The following is a 16,108-nucleotide window of genomic DNA, read 5'->3' on the forward strand; positions in this document are numbered from 1 at the left end:
CATTGAAAGGACAGATCATGAATAGGCTGCCGCGATTGAGAAAGACGATATTCGCGCTTATGGCCGCGGCGTTGATGGCATTCAGCGCCGTTCAGCCCGCCGCCGCCGCCGACAAGACGTTCAAAGTCGCCTGGTCGATCTATGCGGGCTACATGCCTTGGGCCTATGCGGAGAAGTCGGGCATCCTGAAGAAGTGGGCCGACAAATACGGCATCAAGATCGGACTCGTTCAGATCAACGATTATGTCGAGTCGATCAACCAGTACACGGCCGGCCAGTTCGACGCCGTGGCCGATACGACGATCGATACGCTCACCATTCCCTCCGCGGGCGGCGTCGACTCGTCGCTGATCATTCTCGGCGACTACACCAACGGCAACGATGCCATCTTCATCAAGGGCAAGAACAAGACGCTGGCCGACATCAAGGGCCAGAAGGTCTATCTCGTGCAGTACTCGGTGTCGCACTACATGCTCTGGCTCGCGATGAAGCAGGCGGGCCTCAAGGAGAGCGACATCACGACGGCGAATATCGCCGATGCCGATTTCGTCGCGGCCTTCGGCACGCCGGAAGTGAAAGCGCTGGTTGCCTGGAACCCGGCGACCAGCCAGATCAGGAACATGCCCGATGTCTCCGAAGTCTTCGACAGCTCGAAGCTCCCGGGGCAGATTCAGGACATTGTCGTCGCCAACACTGCGACGCTGAAGGCGCATCCTGAATTCGGCAAGGCGCTGGCGGGCGCCTGGTACGAAGTGCTTGGCATCATGCAGAAGAACGACAAGGAAGGCATCGACGCGCGCACCTTCATGGCGGCGGCCTCGGGCACCAACCTTGCCGATTTCGACGGTCAGGTGAAGACGACGGGCTTCTACTATGACCCCGCCAAGGCGGTCGCGCTGCTGCAGAGCCCGGCGATGGTCGAGATCGCCAATGACGTGCAGGAGTTCAGCTTCACTCATGGCCTTCTCGGTCAGAAAGCCAAGGACAAGGGCTTTGTCGGCATCGAACTGCCCGGCGGCAAGATCGTCGGCGACAAGGCGAATGTGAAGCTCAGGATCGACCCGACCTACATGCAGCTCGCGGCCGAAGGAAAGCTTTGATTGTAGTGAGTGCGTTGGCCCCGTCTCCCTGCGTATCTGGGAGGCGGGGCATTTTATTGCCCGCATTGTTTTTTGGGCGCTCTCGAATTGGGCATACGCCCAAATTTTAGGCGGTGATTTTCGCGAGGGTGCCCATGCGCCGCAGCAGCGCCAGCAAAACCGCCTTTGGGCGGCTGGCCCGCCCCTTGCAACCTCTGTAATCGGCAGCGGCTAGGGTTCCGGTTTCCACAGTTACGGTTGGAAGCGCTGGTCCGAGAGCCGCAACCCGGTCGGTGAACAGCGGCCGGGTACACGGCGGGACAAAAGCCCGGGAGACGGACGTAATGCGAGGATTGGCATTACACGCCGCCGTGCGCGCCAATCCTCCGAGTTGTAACGGCCCCGATGGTCTGGAGGACTGGCTATGAATATCGTCTCACTCTCCGCTTCGACTGCTCGCCGGATGAAGGTGAGTTGACCATGCGCCGTCTCATCAACCAGCGGCCGGAAATCCTCACGCGGCTTCTTCTCGCCGCGTCGCCCTTCTTTCTTGCCTTCCTCGCCTATGCGCTCGCCTCGCAGGCGCGGCTTGCCGCCAATCCGAACGACAAGCTGCTGCCGGGATGGTCGACCATCGTCGATGCAGTCAACCGCATGACGTTCGTGCCGGATCTGCGTTCGGGGGACTACCTGCTGCTCGTCGACACTATGGTGAGTCTTGAGCGACTCGGCATCGGCGTCGGCATCGCCATGACAGCAGGTTTCCTCATCGGCGTGTTGCAGGGCCTCATTCCCTATGTCCGGGCGACGCTCTCCAATTTCACCAACGTCGTTTCCATGATTCCGGCGCTCGCGATCCTGCCGATCCTCTTCATCACCTTTGGCCTCGGCGAAACAGCAAAGATCGCGCTTATCGTCGTCGGCATCGTGCCCTTCATCGCCCGCGACCTGGCGCAGCGGGTCGAAGAGATTCCGCATGAGCAGATCATCAAGGCGCAAACTCTCGGCGCCTCGACATGGCAGATCATCATCCGCATCGTCGTGCCACAGATGCTGCCCCGTCTGATCGACTCCGTTCGTCTCTCACTTGGGCCCGCCTGGCTCTATCTCATCGCGGCGGAGGCAATCGCTGCCGAATCCGGCCTCGGCTATCGCATCTTCCTGATGCGCCGCTATCTGTCGATGGATGTGATCCTGCCCTATGTCGCGTGGATCACCTTCCTTGCCTTCTTTCTCGATTTCCTGCTGCGCGGCCTTCGGCGCGTGTCGTTCGGCTGGATGTATCGCGGCCATATGTGAGGAGTGAGACATGACCCGCGTTACCGTCGAGAATGTCTGGAAGACTTACGGCCGGCAAACCGTACTCGAGAAGATTTCCTTCGAGACCGCACCGCAATCCTTCATCTCGCTTGTCGGCCCTTCGGGCTGCGGCAAGTCCACATTCCTGCGCATGCTGCTCGGCGATGAAGAGCCCAGTCGGGGCCGCATTCTCGTCGATGGCGTGCCGCTGCAGGCCGAGCCTTCGCCGGATCGCGGCGTCGTGTTCCAGAAATATTCCGTCTTTCCGCATCTGACGGCATTGCAGAATGTCATGCTCGGTCTGGAGCTTGGACAAAGCCCCGTTCTCGGGCGTCTCTTCGGTAGGAAGCGCCGCGAAGCGCGTGACCTGTCCCGCGAGATGCTGAAGTCGGTCGGGCTCGAAGCGGCGGAAAACAAATATCCCACAGAGCTGTCAGGCGGCATGCAGCAACGTCTGGCCATCGCGCAGGCGCTGGTGAAGCGCCCGAAGCTTCTTCTGCTCGACGAGCCATTTGGTGCGCTCGATCCGGGCATTCGCGCGGAGGTTCACGAGATTCTCCTCGCGCTGTGGCGCGAGACGGGCATGACGATCTTCATGGTGACGCATGATCTGTCCGAGGCCTTCAAGCTCGGAACGCGCGTCATTGCCTTCGACCGCCGCAAGACGCGGCCTGAGGAGCTCGAAGCCTATGGCGCGACGATCACTTTCGATCTGCCCGTCATGCGCAAGATCGCGCCGCCTCCCGGCGCGGTGACGTCTCCGGCGGAGACGGAAGGATCAATGCCGAAGGTCGCCGTCGCCGGATGATCTTCGGTTCTGCCGGGACGACCCGGTGGATTGATTTGTTGCCTGGACGGCCAGGTTTTCGGCGCCCCCCCAAAGGCGCCACCGGAAGCAGGAGAACGAGATGGCCGATACATCTCAGACCTCGGGTGGAAACCACGAACGCTACGCCGCGCAGCGTGCCCGCTATGAAGAGCTTTACACGCGGGGCAAGGCCCGGCGCCGCGACTTCAGCGAGGCCAAGGGCAACGCGAAGGAGATTCCTGCCGATCTGGTTCTGAAGCGCGAGACGCTTCCGGGTGGATGGGGCTGGTCGGGCATCGTGAAGCGCGGGCAAACGCTTCGCATCGTCGCCCCCGCCGCGACGCAGGGCGTTTCCGTTCTTCTCTATCGCGCTGCCGATCCGACCGAGCGCTTCAATGCGGGCGATACGGTGAAGATCCAGTGGAGCGCGAGCCTCTATCGCGGAAAGCTCCTCTATTCCGACATGGGGCGTGTGCTTGCTTCGATCACCGACGATACGTTTGGCCATCATGACGCGATAGCGGGTGGCTCGACCGCGGCGACGAATGCCGCAAAGTATGATGACCCCACGCTCCGCAACACGCGCGACAACTTCATTTTACTTGCTGCGAAGCATGGGCTGTCCAAGGCCGACATTCCGCCTTGTCTGACGCTCTTCGCGCCGGTAGGGGTCGATGTCGCCGGCAAGCTCGTCTGGCGGGACGCGAAGCCCGCCGCCGGCGATTACGTCGATCTTCGCGCCGAGATGGACATTCTCGTCTTCCTTTCGAACTGCCCGCATCCACTCAGCACCGGTGCCTATGCGCCGGAGCCTGTCGATCTCACCCTCTGGAAATCGCCACCGCCATCCACCGACGATTTCTGCCGCTCGTCCTCGGAAGAGGCGACCCGCGGCTTCGACAACACCGACGCGATTTTCGAGTGAGGGCCGAGCAGATGAGCACCAACCGCGAGCCGAATACCGTCATCCATGATGAAATCGTACCGGCGAACAAGCCCTGGTCACATGTGATCCTGAAGGGGCAGGTACTTCGCATTATCGACCTCGAAGGCTGTCAGGCCGTAGATACGCTTTTCTACAATGCAGCCGATCCGGTGGAACGCTACAGCGCGCAGGACACGATCCGCGCGCAGGGTGCGCCTTACATCACCGCAGGCACGAAGCTTCTGTCCAACGAAGGCAATGTGATGCTCACCGTGATCGGCGACACATGCGGCGCGCATGACACCTCGGCGGGTGCCTGCAGCGCCGAGGCGAACACCGTGCGCTTCGGCCACCACACGAAATACATGCATAGCTGCCGCGACAATTTCGTTCTCGAACTGTCGAAGCATGGCCTCACCAAGCGCGATCTGGTGAGCAACATCAACTTCTTCATGAATGTGCCGATCGAGCCGGACGGGACGCTCGCCATCGTCGATGGCGTGTCGAAGCCGGGGGACTATGTGGAGCTTCGGGCGGAGATGGACGTGCTTTGCGTCATCTCGAACTGCCCGCAGGTCAACAATCCCTGCAACGACTTCAATCCCACGCCCATTCGCACGCTCATCTGGAACGGCTGAAGTTCCGGGAGGAAGACATGTTCAAGAAGGTACTGGTTGCGAACCGCGGCGAAATCGCCTGCCGCGTCATTCGCACACTCCGCCGCATGGGCGTCAGCTCTGTCGCGGTCTATTCCGAGGCCGATCGCTTCGCGCCGCATGTGGATCTGGCGGACGAGGCTGTCTGCGTCGGCCCCGCCGTGGTCGCGCAGAGCTATCTCGATGTCGATGCGATCATCGCCGCCGCCGTCGCGACCGGCGCGGAAGCGGTCCATCCGGGTTACGGCTTCCTGAGCGAGAACCCCGGCTTTGCGCAGGCGTTGGCCGACAGGGGCATCGCCTTCATCGGCCCGCGTCCCGAGCACATGCTCGCTTTCGCGCTGAAGCATACCGCGCGAGAGCTTGCCGAGAAGAGCGGCGTACCGCTGCTTCCCGGTTCGCCGCTCGTTACCGATCTCGACGATGCGCTCGCCCGCGCGGGTGCCATCGGCTATCCGGTCATGCTCAAGAGCACGGCGGGCGGCGGCGGCATCGGCTTGCAGCTATGCAAGACTGCGGCAGAACTTCCGCGTCTCTTTGAAACCGTGCAGCGGCTCAGCCTTGCGAATTTCAAGGATGGCGGCATGTTCCTCGAGAAGTTCGTCGCCGAGGCGCGGCATATCGAGGTGCAGATATTCGGCGACGGCAAGGGCAAGGTCATCGCACTCGGCGAACGCGACTGCTCCGCGCAGCGCCGCAATCAGAAGGTGATCGAGGAGACGCCTGCGCCCAATCTGGCGGATGATGTGCGCAGCGCGCTCCACGAGGCGGCAGTGCGTCTCGGCGAAACCGTCGCCTATGAATCGGCCGGTACCGTCGAGTTCATCTATGACGCGGTGGAAGAAAAGTTCTACTTCCTCGAAGTGAACACGCGGCTCCAGGTCGAGCATCCCGTCACGGAGGAAGTGACCGGCCTTGATCTCGTCGAGATGATGGTGCGGCAGGCGGCGGGTGACCTTGGTGATCTCGTTCAATATGAGCGTGCGCCGCAGGGGCATGCCATCGAAGTGCGGCTTTATGCCGAAGATCCGGCGCGAAATTTCCAACCTTCCGCGGGGCTTCTCACGCAGGTGAGCTTTCCCGCCGGTGTGCGTGTCGATGGCTGGATCGCGACCGGAACCGAGGTCACGCCCTTTTACGATCCGATGCTTGCCAAGATCATCGTCAAGGGTGCGACCCGCGCGGATGCAGTGGCCAAGCTCGCATCCGCACTCAATCAGAGCGCCGTCTATGGCATCGAGACGAATCTCGACTATCTGCGCCAGCTCGCGGGCGCGTGGACCTTTCTCGACGGCGCGATGCGCACCTCGTCGCTCGCCCATTTCGATTTCCGGCCTGCGACCATCGACGTTGTCGCGCCCGGAGCGCAATCGACCATTCAGGATTACCCCGGTCGCGTCGGCTACTGGAATGTCGGCGTGCCGCCATCGGGTCCTATGGACTCGCTCTCGTTCCAGCTCGCCAATCGCCTCGTCGGCAACGAGCCTGGCACGCCCGCGCTCGAAATGACGCTCACGGGCCCGACGCTGCATTTCCGCACCGACGCGACCATCGTTCTGGCCGGCGCGCATATGCAGGCCAAAATCAGCGGCGAGCCCGTGCCGCATTGGCAGGCCTTCGAGGTGAAGCGCGGCCAGACGCTTGAAATCGGGGTGATCGAGGGGCCGGGGCAGCGTGCCTATCTCGCCATCCGCAACGGCTTTGATGCGCCGGAATATCTGGGCTCGCGTTCAACCTTCACGCTCGGCCGCTTCGGCGGCCACGCAACTGGCGCGCTCAAGACGGGCGATGTGCTGCGCGTGAACCGTTCGGGTGCGAAGGCGCCTGCGCAAAGGGAGGCGCTGCCGGAACTCGACCGACCGCCGCTCGTCAACGAATGGGAACTCGCTGCTCTCTACGGGCCGCATGGTGCGCCGGACTATTTTGCCGACGAGGACATCGAGACGCTTTTCAGCGCGACCTATGAGGTTCACTACAATTCGGCACGCACGGGCATCCGCCTCATCGGGCCGAAGCCGAAATGGGCGCGCAAGGACGGGGGCGAGGCAGGGCTTCATCCGTCCAACATCCATGACAATGCCTATGCCGTCGGCACGATCGACTTCACCGGCGACATGCCGATCATCCTGGGGCTCGATGGGCCGAGCCTTGGCGGCTTCGTCTGTCCGGCAACGATTGCCAAGGCCGACCTCTGGAAGATCGGGCAGCTGAAGCCGGGCGACAAGGTTCGCTTCCGCCGTGTGAGCGATGAGGAAGCCGAAGCGCTGCGCAAGAGCGAGGATAGCTGGCTCTCGACGCTGAAGCGTCCGCATCACGGATCGCGCATTCAGGCACCCGCGAGCCTCGGCAGTGCCGTGCTCGGCCGTATCGACGACCTCGATGTCGCCGTCACCTATCGGCGTGCGGGCGACGATTATCTGCTCATCGAATATGGGCCGATGGTGCTCGACTTCGCGCTGCGCTTCCGGGCGCATGCGATGATGATGGCGCTGGCGTCGAAGCGCATTCCCGGCATCGTCGAGATGACGCCCGGCATTCGCTCGCTGCAAATCCATTTCGACCCCGACCGTCTGTCGCTGAAGCGGCTGCTTGCGACTGTGGAAGAAGTCGAGCGGCATCTGCCGGCGACGAAGGATATCGAGGTGCCGAGCCGCATCGTGCGCCTGCCACTTTCGTGGGACGATGCGGCGGCGCAGGAAGCCGTGCGCAAGTACCAGACGCTGGTGAACCCGGAGGCGCCGTGGTGCCCCTCCAATATCGAGTTCATCCGCCGCATCAACGGACTCGACAGTATCGACGAGGTGCGCCGCATTCTCTTCGAGGCGGATTACATGGTGCTCGGCCTTGGCGACGTCTATCTCGGCGCACCGGTGGCAACCCCGCTCGATCCGCGCCATCGCCTCGTCACCACCAAGTACAATCCCGCGCGCACATGGACGCCGGAAAATGCGGTGGGCATCGGCGGCGCCTATATGTGCGTCTATGGCATGGAAGGGCCGGGCGGCTACCAGCTTGTCGGCCGTACCTTGCAAATGTGGAATACGTGGCGCGAGACGAAGAATTTCGAGGCAGGCTCGCCCTGGCTCCTGCGCTTCTTCGACCGCATCCGCTTCTTTCCCGTCTCGGCGGAAGAACTGCTCGACATTCGTGCCGCCTTTCCGCATGGCCGCTATGAAGTGGAGGTGGAGGAATCGAGCTTCCGCCTCAGCGACTATCTCGCCTTCCTCGACCGGAACGCGGACGAGATCGCGGATTTCCGCACGATGCAGCGCCGCGCCTTCGAGGAGGAGCGGCAGCGCTGGGAAGATCGTGGGCTTTCGATGCAGGCAGCGGAGCCCGATGCGTCGCCCACGCAATCCATCGGTGAGTTACCTCCGGGCGCGCGTCTCGTCGAGGCGAGCGTGCCGGGCAATGTCTGGGCGATCAGTGTCGAGCCGGGCGAAGAGGTCGCGCAGGACCAGTCTCTGGTCACACTTGAATCCATGAAGATGGAAATTGAAATGCGGTCGCCGATGCGCGGCCGGGTGCATGAGGTGCATTGCGCACCGGGAACAATGGTACAGGCGGGACAGGCGCTGATGACGCTGTTGCCGCTGGAGGCGATAGCATGAAGGGTCTTTGTTTTTCTCTCCCCTCGCTCAGGGCTTCCTATGCGCGTGGCCTTCGCGCCGAGGATGTGGCGGCGGAAGCGCTGAAACGCGCCGACGCCTATGCCGATCCGGCGGTCTGGATAGCGCGTGCGTCTGCTGATGAGGTCATGGCCCGCGCCCGCTCGCTCGACGCGCTGCCGGTCGCTGCGCGGGCGAAGCTGCCGCTTTTCGGCGTACCCTTCGCAGTGAAGGACAATATCGACTGCGCCGGTCTCCCGACGACGGCTGCTTGCCCCGCCTATGCTTTCCAGCCGAAGGAAAGCGCCTATGCCGTGCAGCGTCTTCTCGATGCGGGCGCGATCCTCATTGGCAAGACCAATCTCGATCAGTTCGCCACCGGTCTCGTCGGCACACGCTCGCCGCATGGCGCGCCGCGGTCGGTCTTCAATTCCGAATATATCTCCGGCGGATCGAGCTCCGGTTCGGCCGTGGCTGTCGCAGCGGGGCTCGTCTCCTTCTCCCTCGGCACGGACACGGCGGGTTCGGGCCGCGTGCCTGCTGCCTTCAACAATATTGCTGGGCTCAAGCCCTCGCGCGGTCTTCTCTCGACGCGCGGTGTGCTTCCCGCCTGCCGTTCGCTCGACTGCATTTCGATCTTCGCGTTGACGCCCGAAGACACGGCGGAGGTTTTCAAGCAGGCCGCTATCTATGACGAGGAAGATCCATACTCGCGGACGCGGCTTGCGGACGAGCCCTTCGTACCCGGTGGCAGCTTCACCTTCGCGGTACCGCGCGCAGAAGATCTCGCCTTCTTTGGCGACGGAGAGGCGGAGCGCCTTTTCAACGAGGCCGTGCAGCGTCTGGAAAGCATTGGCGGCCGCGCGCGGCGGATCGACTTCGCGCCGTTCCGCGAGGCGGCCCTGCTTCTCTATGAGGGTCCCTGGGTCGCCGAGCGCACGGTGGCGGTGGGTTCGTTCATCGAGGCGCATGAGGCCGAATGCGATCCGACTGTCGCGAAGATCGTGCTTGGCGGGCGCACGCGCAGCGCCGTCGAGACTTTCGAGGCGATGCACAAGTTGCAGGCCCTGCAACGCAGGGTGCTGATGCTCTTTGCCGGTCTCGACATCGTCGTCGTGCCGACCGCGCCGACGACATACAAGGTGAGCGAACTCGAAGCCGAGCCGATCAAGCTCAATTCGCGCCTCGGCACCTATACGAACTTCATGAACCTGCTCGATATGGCGGGGCTTGCAGTGCCAGCGGGCATCGGTGCGACGGGGCTTCCCTTCGGCATCACGCTCGCCGCGCCCGCATTCTCGGAAGCGCGGCTCGTCGAGATCGGCGCGCGCTTCGGCGCTGCGTTGGCCTTGGCGCCCGGTGCGCCCTTCCTCAACAGGGCGGAAGCGGATGAAGCCTTTCTGGAACTTGCCGTTGTCGGTGCGCATATGAGTGGTTTGCCGCTCAATCACGAACTGACATCGCGCGGCGGCATGTTCGTCGAGCGGACCAGGACGGCCGCCTCCTATCAGCTCTATGCCTTGGCGGGCGGTCCGCCCTTCCGTCCCGGCCTCGTCAAGTCGGCGGCGGGAACGGCGATCGAGCTCGAAGTCTGGCGTCTTCCGCGCGCGCAGGTCGGAAGCTTCCTCGCCGGTGTGCCACAGCCGCTTGTCATCGGCACTGTCGATCTTGCCAATGGCCGCAAGGTGAAAGGGTTCCTTTGCGAGACGAGCGGTCTTGCGGGCGCGGAGGACATCACGTCCTTCGGCGGCTGGAGGCGCTTTCTCGAACGCGACAACGCGGCGGCCAGCTGATGCTGGCCCCGTTCGCGCGGTTCAGAGCGGCTGGCTGGTGAAAGGCGCCTTCAACTGGCCGAGGAAAGTAAGCGGCATGTCGTGCTGGATGCCGATGTCGCGCGGCGGCCTGCGGTCCGGCGCGTTGAAATAGCTGCGGAAAAGAAGGTCGAAGAGAACGAGGTTTTCGCCGTAGTTCCTGTTCCCCTCCGCGAGCACCTTGGAGTGGTGCCAGCGATGGAGCGTCGGCGTGTTGAAGATGTAGTTCAGCGGCCCGCAGCGCATCTCGATGTTGCAATGCGTCAGCATGCCGACGATCGCCGTGATGGCGCTCACCATCAGCAGCACATCGCGCGGCGCGCCGAGGAGCAGGAGCACCGGCATGCCGACCATGAGGCCCGTCATCGTGTCGACGAGGTGGAAGCGGCCGGTATTGAAGAACCATAGCCGCGTCACGCTGTGATGCACGGCATGGAAGCGCCAGAGCCAGGGCCATTCATGCGCGAGGCGGTGCTTCCAGTAGAGGCCGAACTCGACGATGACGAGGCCGAGCGCCGTCTGCACGGCCAGCGGCCAGGTCGCCGGCCATAGGCCCGCTCCGGTCGGCGCCAGCGCCTCCGCGATCCCCATGAAGGCGACGAAGGTGATGATGACCTGGGCAATGCCCTTGTTCAGGATCGTGTGCGCGAGGTCCGGCCCCATCTGCCCGTCATTCTCAAGCCAGGCTTCTTCATGCGGCATCAGCCGTTCGAGAAGCGCAATGCTGAGCGCGAGTGTGAGGTAGGTGAGGTTGAACGCGGCGACGTCGTGGCCCGTGCTCATTCCGGCATAGACGAGGCCAACCGAGCCGCAGAAGAGCAATGGCCACCAGATACAGGAAAGCAATCGACGCACGTCAATCCTCCTTCGTCCCCCGACGAAAAGCCGCGGGAGGCATGTTAGCGGAGTATGTGCGCCCATGCACAAGCTCAATTGGATTTCCGGTCTGGCGCGCGAAGCAGTCGAAAGCTCCGATTTGACGAGAGAGCGGCCGGATTTCTGCGGCCGGAGCGGGCTTTCTCCGTTTTGGAGAGTGATCGGCTTGTGGGGCCGGCTGCGGCAAGACAGCCTTGCCCATTACGAAATGTGCTTTCGGGCCGCTCCTGCGCTTCGACGACGCGGCCTATCCCGTCAGGAGGAACACACCATGAATACGGACCTAGCCGAGCCCTTTTCCAGCATTGCCTCCGCGACGCCGCCGAAGGAAGGCGGGCGCAAGATGGTCACGGGAACCGTCCGTGTGCTGCGCGCGGGGAGCGAGGACATTGTCGTCGGCGAGAACAGTTCGCTCGAAGGATCGTTTGAGACTCAAGGATCGATGTTCGTCGACGGCACCATGAGCCATGCCGACCTGCGAACGTCTTTGCTCTCGATCGGCGTCGCAGGGTCGGTGGAGGGCAGCGCCCATGCCGACCGCGCGGAAATCGCCGGACGGTTTGAAGGCCAGCTCATCGTCAGTGGCGAGGTGATCCTGCGCTCGTCGAGCCATGTGACGGGCGAGATCCAGTGCGGCAAGCTCATCAGCCATCGCGGTGCGACCATCAAGGCGGAGGTCACAGTGGTCGAGGACGAAGACGAGACCGGAGAAACGGGCGGAGACCTTCGCGCATTTGCGAAGCTGCCGCTTCAGGCGAATGTCAGCCGTTCGTTCCTGCGCCGCTCGGTCACGTTCGGCTATGGCGTCTTCTTCACGCTTGGTGCGATCGGCCTCGTTTCGCTCGTCATGCACTGAGCATCACGAGCATCACGAGCAAGGCTGGCAAGGACCGCTCGCGACGGCTCGCGAGCGGTCTTTTTGTTTGAAATTTTCACGAGCGGGGGGTGTCGCGCCGGGCGACGCTACGTCAGCGCCATTGCCACCTCTCTCGCCATCATGGCCGTCGCCGCGCTAGGCTCTCGCCATCAAAATCAGAATGGCCCTCCGCGTCGCGCGGACGGGTGCAGATGGGGAGAGACATGGAATTCGATTTTTCCGACGACCAGAAGCAATTGAAGGATCAGGCGCGGCGCTTTCTTGAAGCGAAGAGTTCGCCCAAGGCCGTGCGCGCGATCCTCGAAGGGCCGGAGCCCTATGACAAGGCGCTCTGGCAGGGCCTTGCCGAGATGGGCTTCATGGGAACGGCGATCCCCGAGGAATATGGCGGGCTCGGCGCGAGCTATCTCGAGCTTTGCGTGATCGCTGAAGAGCTTGGCCGTGCCGTGGCGCCGGTGCCCTTCGCATCGTCGATCTTCCTCGCCGCCGAATTTCTGCTGGCCGCCGGAAGCGAGGAGCAGAAGCAGGCTTACCTGCCGAAGCTCGCAAGCGGTGAGATCATCGGCTGCTTCGCGCAGGCGGAAGGCGTTGGCGCGGCAACGCCGAAGCGCATTCAGGCCAACGTCGCTGGCGGCAAGCTTTCGGGCACGAAGATTCCTGTTCTCGACGGCGATGTTGCCGATTTTGCCATTGTCGCGGCGAAGACCGGCGCGGGCAATGACGCGCGTTCCATCTCGCTCTTCATCGTCGATCTCAAATCGGCGAATGTGACGCGCGAAACGGTCGAGACGATCGACCCGACCCGCGGTCAGGCGAAAATCACCTTCTCCGGCGCGGCCGCGGAATTGCTGGGCGCGGAAGGTGACGGTTGGAGCATCATCGAGCGCGTGCTCGACCGCGCTGCCGTGCTTACCGCATTCGAGCAGCTGGGCGGCGCGGACCGTGCGCTCGAAATGGCGCGCGATTATGCGCTGGACCGTATGGCCTTCGGCCGTCCCATCGGCTCCTTCCAGGCGGTGAAGCACATGCTCGCCGACATGTATGTCTCGGCGACGCTTGCCCGTTCCAATTGCTACTACGGCGCCTGGGCGCTTTCGACCGGTTCGTCGGAACTGCCGGAAGCGGCGGCGACAGCGCGCGTCAGCGCCACGCAGGCTTATCAGCACTGCGCCAAGAACAACATCCAGGTCCATGGCGGCATGGGCTTCACCTGGCAGTTCGATTGCCACCTTTATTACCGGCGCTCGAACCTCCTCGCGCTCACGCTCGGCTCTCTTTCCACATGGGAAGACAAGCTCATCGCGCGCCTGCGCGCCAAGAACGCCGCCTGATCGCGCCATCGGATTTGAAGGAATAGAGACATGAATTTCGACGATACACCGCAGGAAGCGGCCTTCCGTCAGGAAGTGCGCAGCTGGATCGCCGCCAACGCGCCGAAGCAGTATGAGGTTGGCCTGAAGACTTCTGGCTTTGGCCACACGGCGCTCGAAGGCGTGGACATCATCAAGGTGTCCAAGGAATGGCAGAAGAAGAAGTTCGACGCGGGCTGGGCCTGCCTGCACTGGCCGAAGGAATATGGCGGCCGTGGCGCGACCCCCATCGAGCGCGTCATCTGGCAGCAGGAAGAAGGCGTCTATGCCGCGCTCTCCTCGCTCTTCATCATCGGCCATGGCATGTGCGGCCCGACGATGATGGCCTATGCGAGCGAGGAACATAAGCGCAAGTATCTGCCGCCTCTCGCGGCTGGCGAGCATATCTGGTGCCAGCTCTTCTCCGAGCCTGCGGGCGGTTCCGACCTCGCGGGTCTGCGTACCAAGGCCGAACGCGACGGCGACGATTGGGTCGTCAACGGCCAGAAGATCTGGACCTCCGGCGCGCAGCATTCCGACTACGGAATTCTGATCACACGTACGGATCCGACCGTGCCCAAGCACAAGGGCCTCACCATGTTCTTCCTGGACATGAAGTCGCCCGGCATCGAAATCCGTCCGATCAAGCAGGTGAACGGACAGTCGGGTTTCAACGAGGTCTATTTCACCGATGTCCGCATTCCGGACAGCCAGCGCCTTGGCAAGGTGGGCGACGGATGGAATGTGTCGCTGACGACGCTGATGAACGAGCGCCTGTCGATTGGCGCGGGCATGCCCACGGGCTTCCCCGAGCTTCTGGATTTCTGCTGCTCGCTCGAAACGGACAACGGTCCGGCCATCGACAATCCGGCTGTGCGCTCGAAGCTTGCGAGCTATGCGGTCCGGACCAGCGGTCTCAAATATACGGCCTTCCGCTCGATCTCGGCGCTTTCAAAGGGCGAGACGCCCGGGCCGGAAAATTCCATCGGCAAGCTCGTGGCCGGACCGACCATGCAGGAGATCGCGATGTTCGCGCTCGATCTGCAGGCCGAGGCGGGCGCGCTTCTCTCGCCGGAGCAGGCGGCGGCAAACGCCCGCTTCCAGGCCATGTTGCTTCGTTCGCCCGCGACCCGCGTCGAAGGCGGCACGGACGAGATTCTGCGCAACATCATCGCGGAACGCGTGCTTGGTCTGCCCGCCGATATCCGTGTGGACAAGGCGGTGCCCTTCAATCAGATCCCGACAAGCGGGCGCTGAAGCATTAAACTGTAAAATATTGAAACGGCCCCCGAACAGGTGTTCCGGGGCCGTTTTTATGCGGCATAAGGCCATTCTTCCCATCGTGAGCGGCCGGCGGAAATGCGCTAGCATGGCCTTCGCCCGGCGTGCCCGCCGGTGTGGACATAAGGATGTGCTTCGATGAGCAAGAACAAAGAGCTTGCCGCGCGCCGTGAGCGCGCGGTTCCGCGTGGTGTTTCCGTCGCCTATCCCATTCATGCTGCGCGTGCAGAAAACGCTGAACTGTGGGACGAGGAAGGTCGACGCTTTGTCGATTTTGCAGGCGGCATCGCGGTGCTGAACACCGGCCACCGTCACCCCAGGGTGATTGCGGCGGTTGAAAGGCAGCTCGCGCATTACACGCACACGGCCTTCCAGATCGTTCCCTACGAGCCCTATATCGAACTCGCCGAAAGGCTCAATACGCTCGCGCCCTTCAAGGCGCCGGCCAAGACCATCTTTTTCACGACCGGCGCCGAGGCGACCGAAAATGCCGTGAAGATCGCGCGCGCCGCGACGGGGCGTTCGGCCGTCATCGCCTTTGCGGGCGGCTTCCATGGCCGCACCATGATGACCATGGCGCTCACCGGCAAGACGCTGCCCTACAAGAAGAAGTTCGGGCCGATGCCGGCGGAGGTTTACCACGTTCCCTTCCCCGTGGCGGACCATGGCACGACGGTCGCCGACACGCTGAAGGCGCTCGACACGCTTTTCCGCGCCGATGTGGAGCCCTCGCGCGTTGCCGCGATCATGATTGAGGCGGTGCAGGGCGAAGGCGGCTTCTACGAAGCGCCGCAGGAGCTTCTCGTCGCGCTTCGCAAGATCTGCGATGAACACGGCATTCTCCTCGTCGTCGACGAGGTGCAGACGGGCTTTGCGCGCACCGGCAAGCTCTTCGCCATCGAGCATTCGGGCGTCGAGCCCGACATGATCACCATCGCGAAATCGCTGGGCGGCGGCTTCCCGATTTCGGGTGTCATCGGCCGCGCCGAGATCATGGATGCGCCGGAGCCCGGCGGCCTTGGCGGCACCTATGCGGGCAGCCCGGTTGCCTGCGCCGCGGCGCTTGCCGTTCTCGATGTCATCGCGGAGGAAAAGCTCCTCGATCGCGCCAATGCGATGGGTGTGCGCATCAAGGCGAAACTCAACTCGATCGCGTCGCGTAACGACGTCGTGCCCATCACCGGCATTCGCGGCTTTGGCGCGATGATCGGCTTCGACATCGTGAAGGCGCGCGGCACCTACGAGCCCGACGCCGAGGCGACGAAGCGCGTCACCACCGCCGCGCTCGAGGAGGGGCTGATCCTTCTTTCCTGCGGCGTATACAGCAATGCGATCCGCATTCTGGTGCCGCTGACCGCGTCCGACGCGGTTCTGGACGAGGGCATGGAGAAGCTCGAACGGGCGCTTGCCGCCGCGCGGGGCTAGCCGCTCCGGCTTTATCTCGCCCTTTCCCCGCCCGCGACGACCCTCCCGGGGTTGGTCGCGGGCGGAGGCGTTTCGCCGCACGTGATGCTCTTGCGACTTAATCGCAAATATCCT

12 protein-coding genes and 1 riboswitch are annotated in these 16,108 nt (G+C 63.1%); of the genes, 11 read left to right on the top strand and 1 reads right to left on the bottom strand.

From position 1 onward, the window contains the following. Positions 1 to 17 precede the first annotated feature (17 nt). The 7 genes from ABFC66_RS15600 to atzF all read left to right on the top strand — a co-directional run bounded on the left by ABFC66_RS15600 (position 18) and on the right by atzF (position 10,168). On the top strand, positions 18 to 1,100 hold the full coding sequence (locus ABFC66_RS15600) for a putative urea ABC transporter substrate-binding protein (RefSeq protein WP_346741895.1): 1,083 nt from the start codon (positions 18 to 20) through the stop codon (positions 1,098 to 1,100). A gap of 199 nt (positions 1,101 to 1,299) precedes the next feature. Beyond that, a riboswitch (guanidine-I (ykkC/yxkD leader) is annotated at positions 1,300 to 1,416 on the top strand. A 143-nt stretch (positions 1,417 to 1,559) separates the two neighbouring features. Continuing rightward, a complete protein-coding gene (locus ABFC66_RS15605) occupies positions 1,560 to 2,378 on the top strand; it encodes an ABC transporter permease subunit (protein ID WP_346742062.1) in 819 nt (272 codons plus the stop codon). Between the two features lie 10 nt (positions 2,379 to 2,388). Then, entirely contained in the window at positions 2,389 to 3,186 is a 798-nt protein-coding gene (locus ABFC66_RS15610; RefSeq protein ID WP_346741896.1) for an ABC transporter ATP-binding protein, read from the top strand. Positions 3,187 to 3,286: 100 nt separating this feature from the next. Then, positions 3,287 to 4,111 carry an urea amidolyase associated protein UAAP1 gene (locus ABFC66_RS15615; RefSeq protein WP_346741897.1) on the top strand — a complete coding sequence of 275 codons (825 nt, stop codon included), beginning with the start codon at positions 3,287 to 3,289 and terminating at the stop codon, positions 4,109 to 4,111. Positions 4,112 to 4,122: 11 nt separating this feature from the next. Continuing rightward, positions 4,123 to 4,749, top strand: a complete 627-nt coding sequence (locus ABFC66_RS15620) for an urea amidolyase associated protein UAAP2 (RefSeq protein ID WP_346741898.1) — start codon at positions 4,123 to 4,125, stop codon at positions 4,747 to 4,749. 17 nt (positions 4,750 to 4,766) lie between these two features. Further along, on the top strand, positions 4,767 to 8,378 hold the full coding sequence (gene uca / locus ABFC66_RS15625) for an urea carboxylase (protein ID WP_346741899.1): 3,612 nt from the start codon (positions 4,767 to 4,769) through the stop codon (positions 8,376 to 8,378). Beyond that, positions 8,375 to 10,168: an allophanate hydrolase gene (gene atzF / locus ABFC66_RS15630; RefSeq protein ID WP_346741900.1), complete on the top strand. Its 1,794-nt coding sequence runs from the start codon at positions 8,375 to 8,377 to the stop codon at positions 10,166 to 10,168. Before uca ends, atzF begins: the two co-directional genes overlap by 4 nt. A gap of 21 nt (positions 10,169 to 10,189) precedes the next feature. Here atzF and ABFC66_RS15635 read toward each other — a convergent pair whose 3' ends face one another. Further along, complete coding sequence (locus ABFC66_RS15635; protein ID WP_346741901.1) at positions 10,190 to 11,041, bottom strand: sterol desaturase family protein; 852 nt, start codon at positions 11,039 to 11,041, stop codon at positions 10,190 to 10,192. A gap of 292 nt (positions 11,042 to 11,333) precedes the next feature. Here ABFC66_RS15635 and ABFC66_RS15640 point away from each other — a divergent pair, with 292 nt between their 5' ends. The 4 genes from ABFC66_RS15640 (at position 11,334) to gabT (ending at position 15,994) form a co-directional block, all read left to right on the top strand. Next, on the top strand, positions 11,334 to 11,918 hold the full coding sequence (locus tag ABFC66_RS15640) for a polymer-forming cytoskeletal protein (protein ID WP_346741902.1): 585 nt from the start codon (positions 11,334 to 11,336) through the stop codon (positions 11,916 to 11,918). A gap of 224 nt (positions 11,919 to 12,142) precedes the next feature. Beyond that, entirely contained in the window at positions 12,143 to 13,270 is a 1,128-nt protein-coding gene (locus ABFC66_RS15645) for an acyl-CoA dehydrogenase family protein (protein ID WP_346741903.1), read from the top strand. Between the two features lie 30 nt (positions 13,271 to 13,300). Then, positions 13,301 to 14,545 carry an acyl-CoA dehydrogenase gene (locus ABFC66_RS15650; RefSeq protein ID WP_346741904.1) on the top strand — a complete coding sequence of 415 codons (1,245 nt, stop codon included), beginning with the start codon at positions 13,301 to 13,303 and terminating at the stop codon, positions 14,543 to 14,545. 162 nt (positions 14,546 to 14,707) lie between these two features. Next, positions 14,708 to 15,994, top strand: coding sequence for a 4-aminobutyrate--2-oxoglutarate transaminase (gene gabT / locus ABFC66_RS15655; protein WP_346741905.1), 1,287 nt, complete (start codon positions 14,708 to 14,710; stop codon positions 15,992 to 15,994). Positions 15,995 to 16,108 lie beyond the last annotated feature (114 nt).

The sequence above is a fragment of the Parvibaculum sp. genome, from assembly GCF_039680535.1.
Taxonomy (GTDB): domain Bacteria; phylum Pseudomonadota; class Alphaproteobacteria; order Parvibaculales; family Parvibaculaceae; genus Parvibaculum.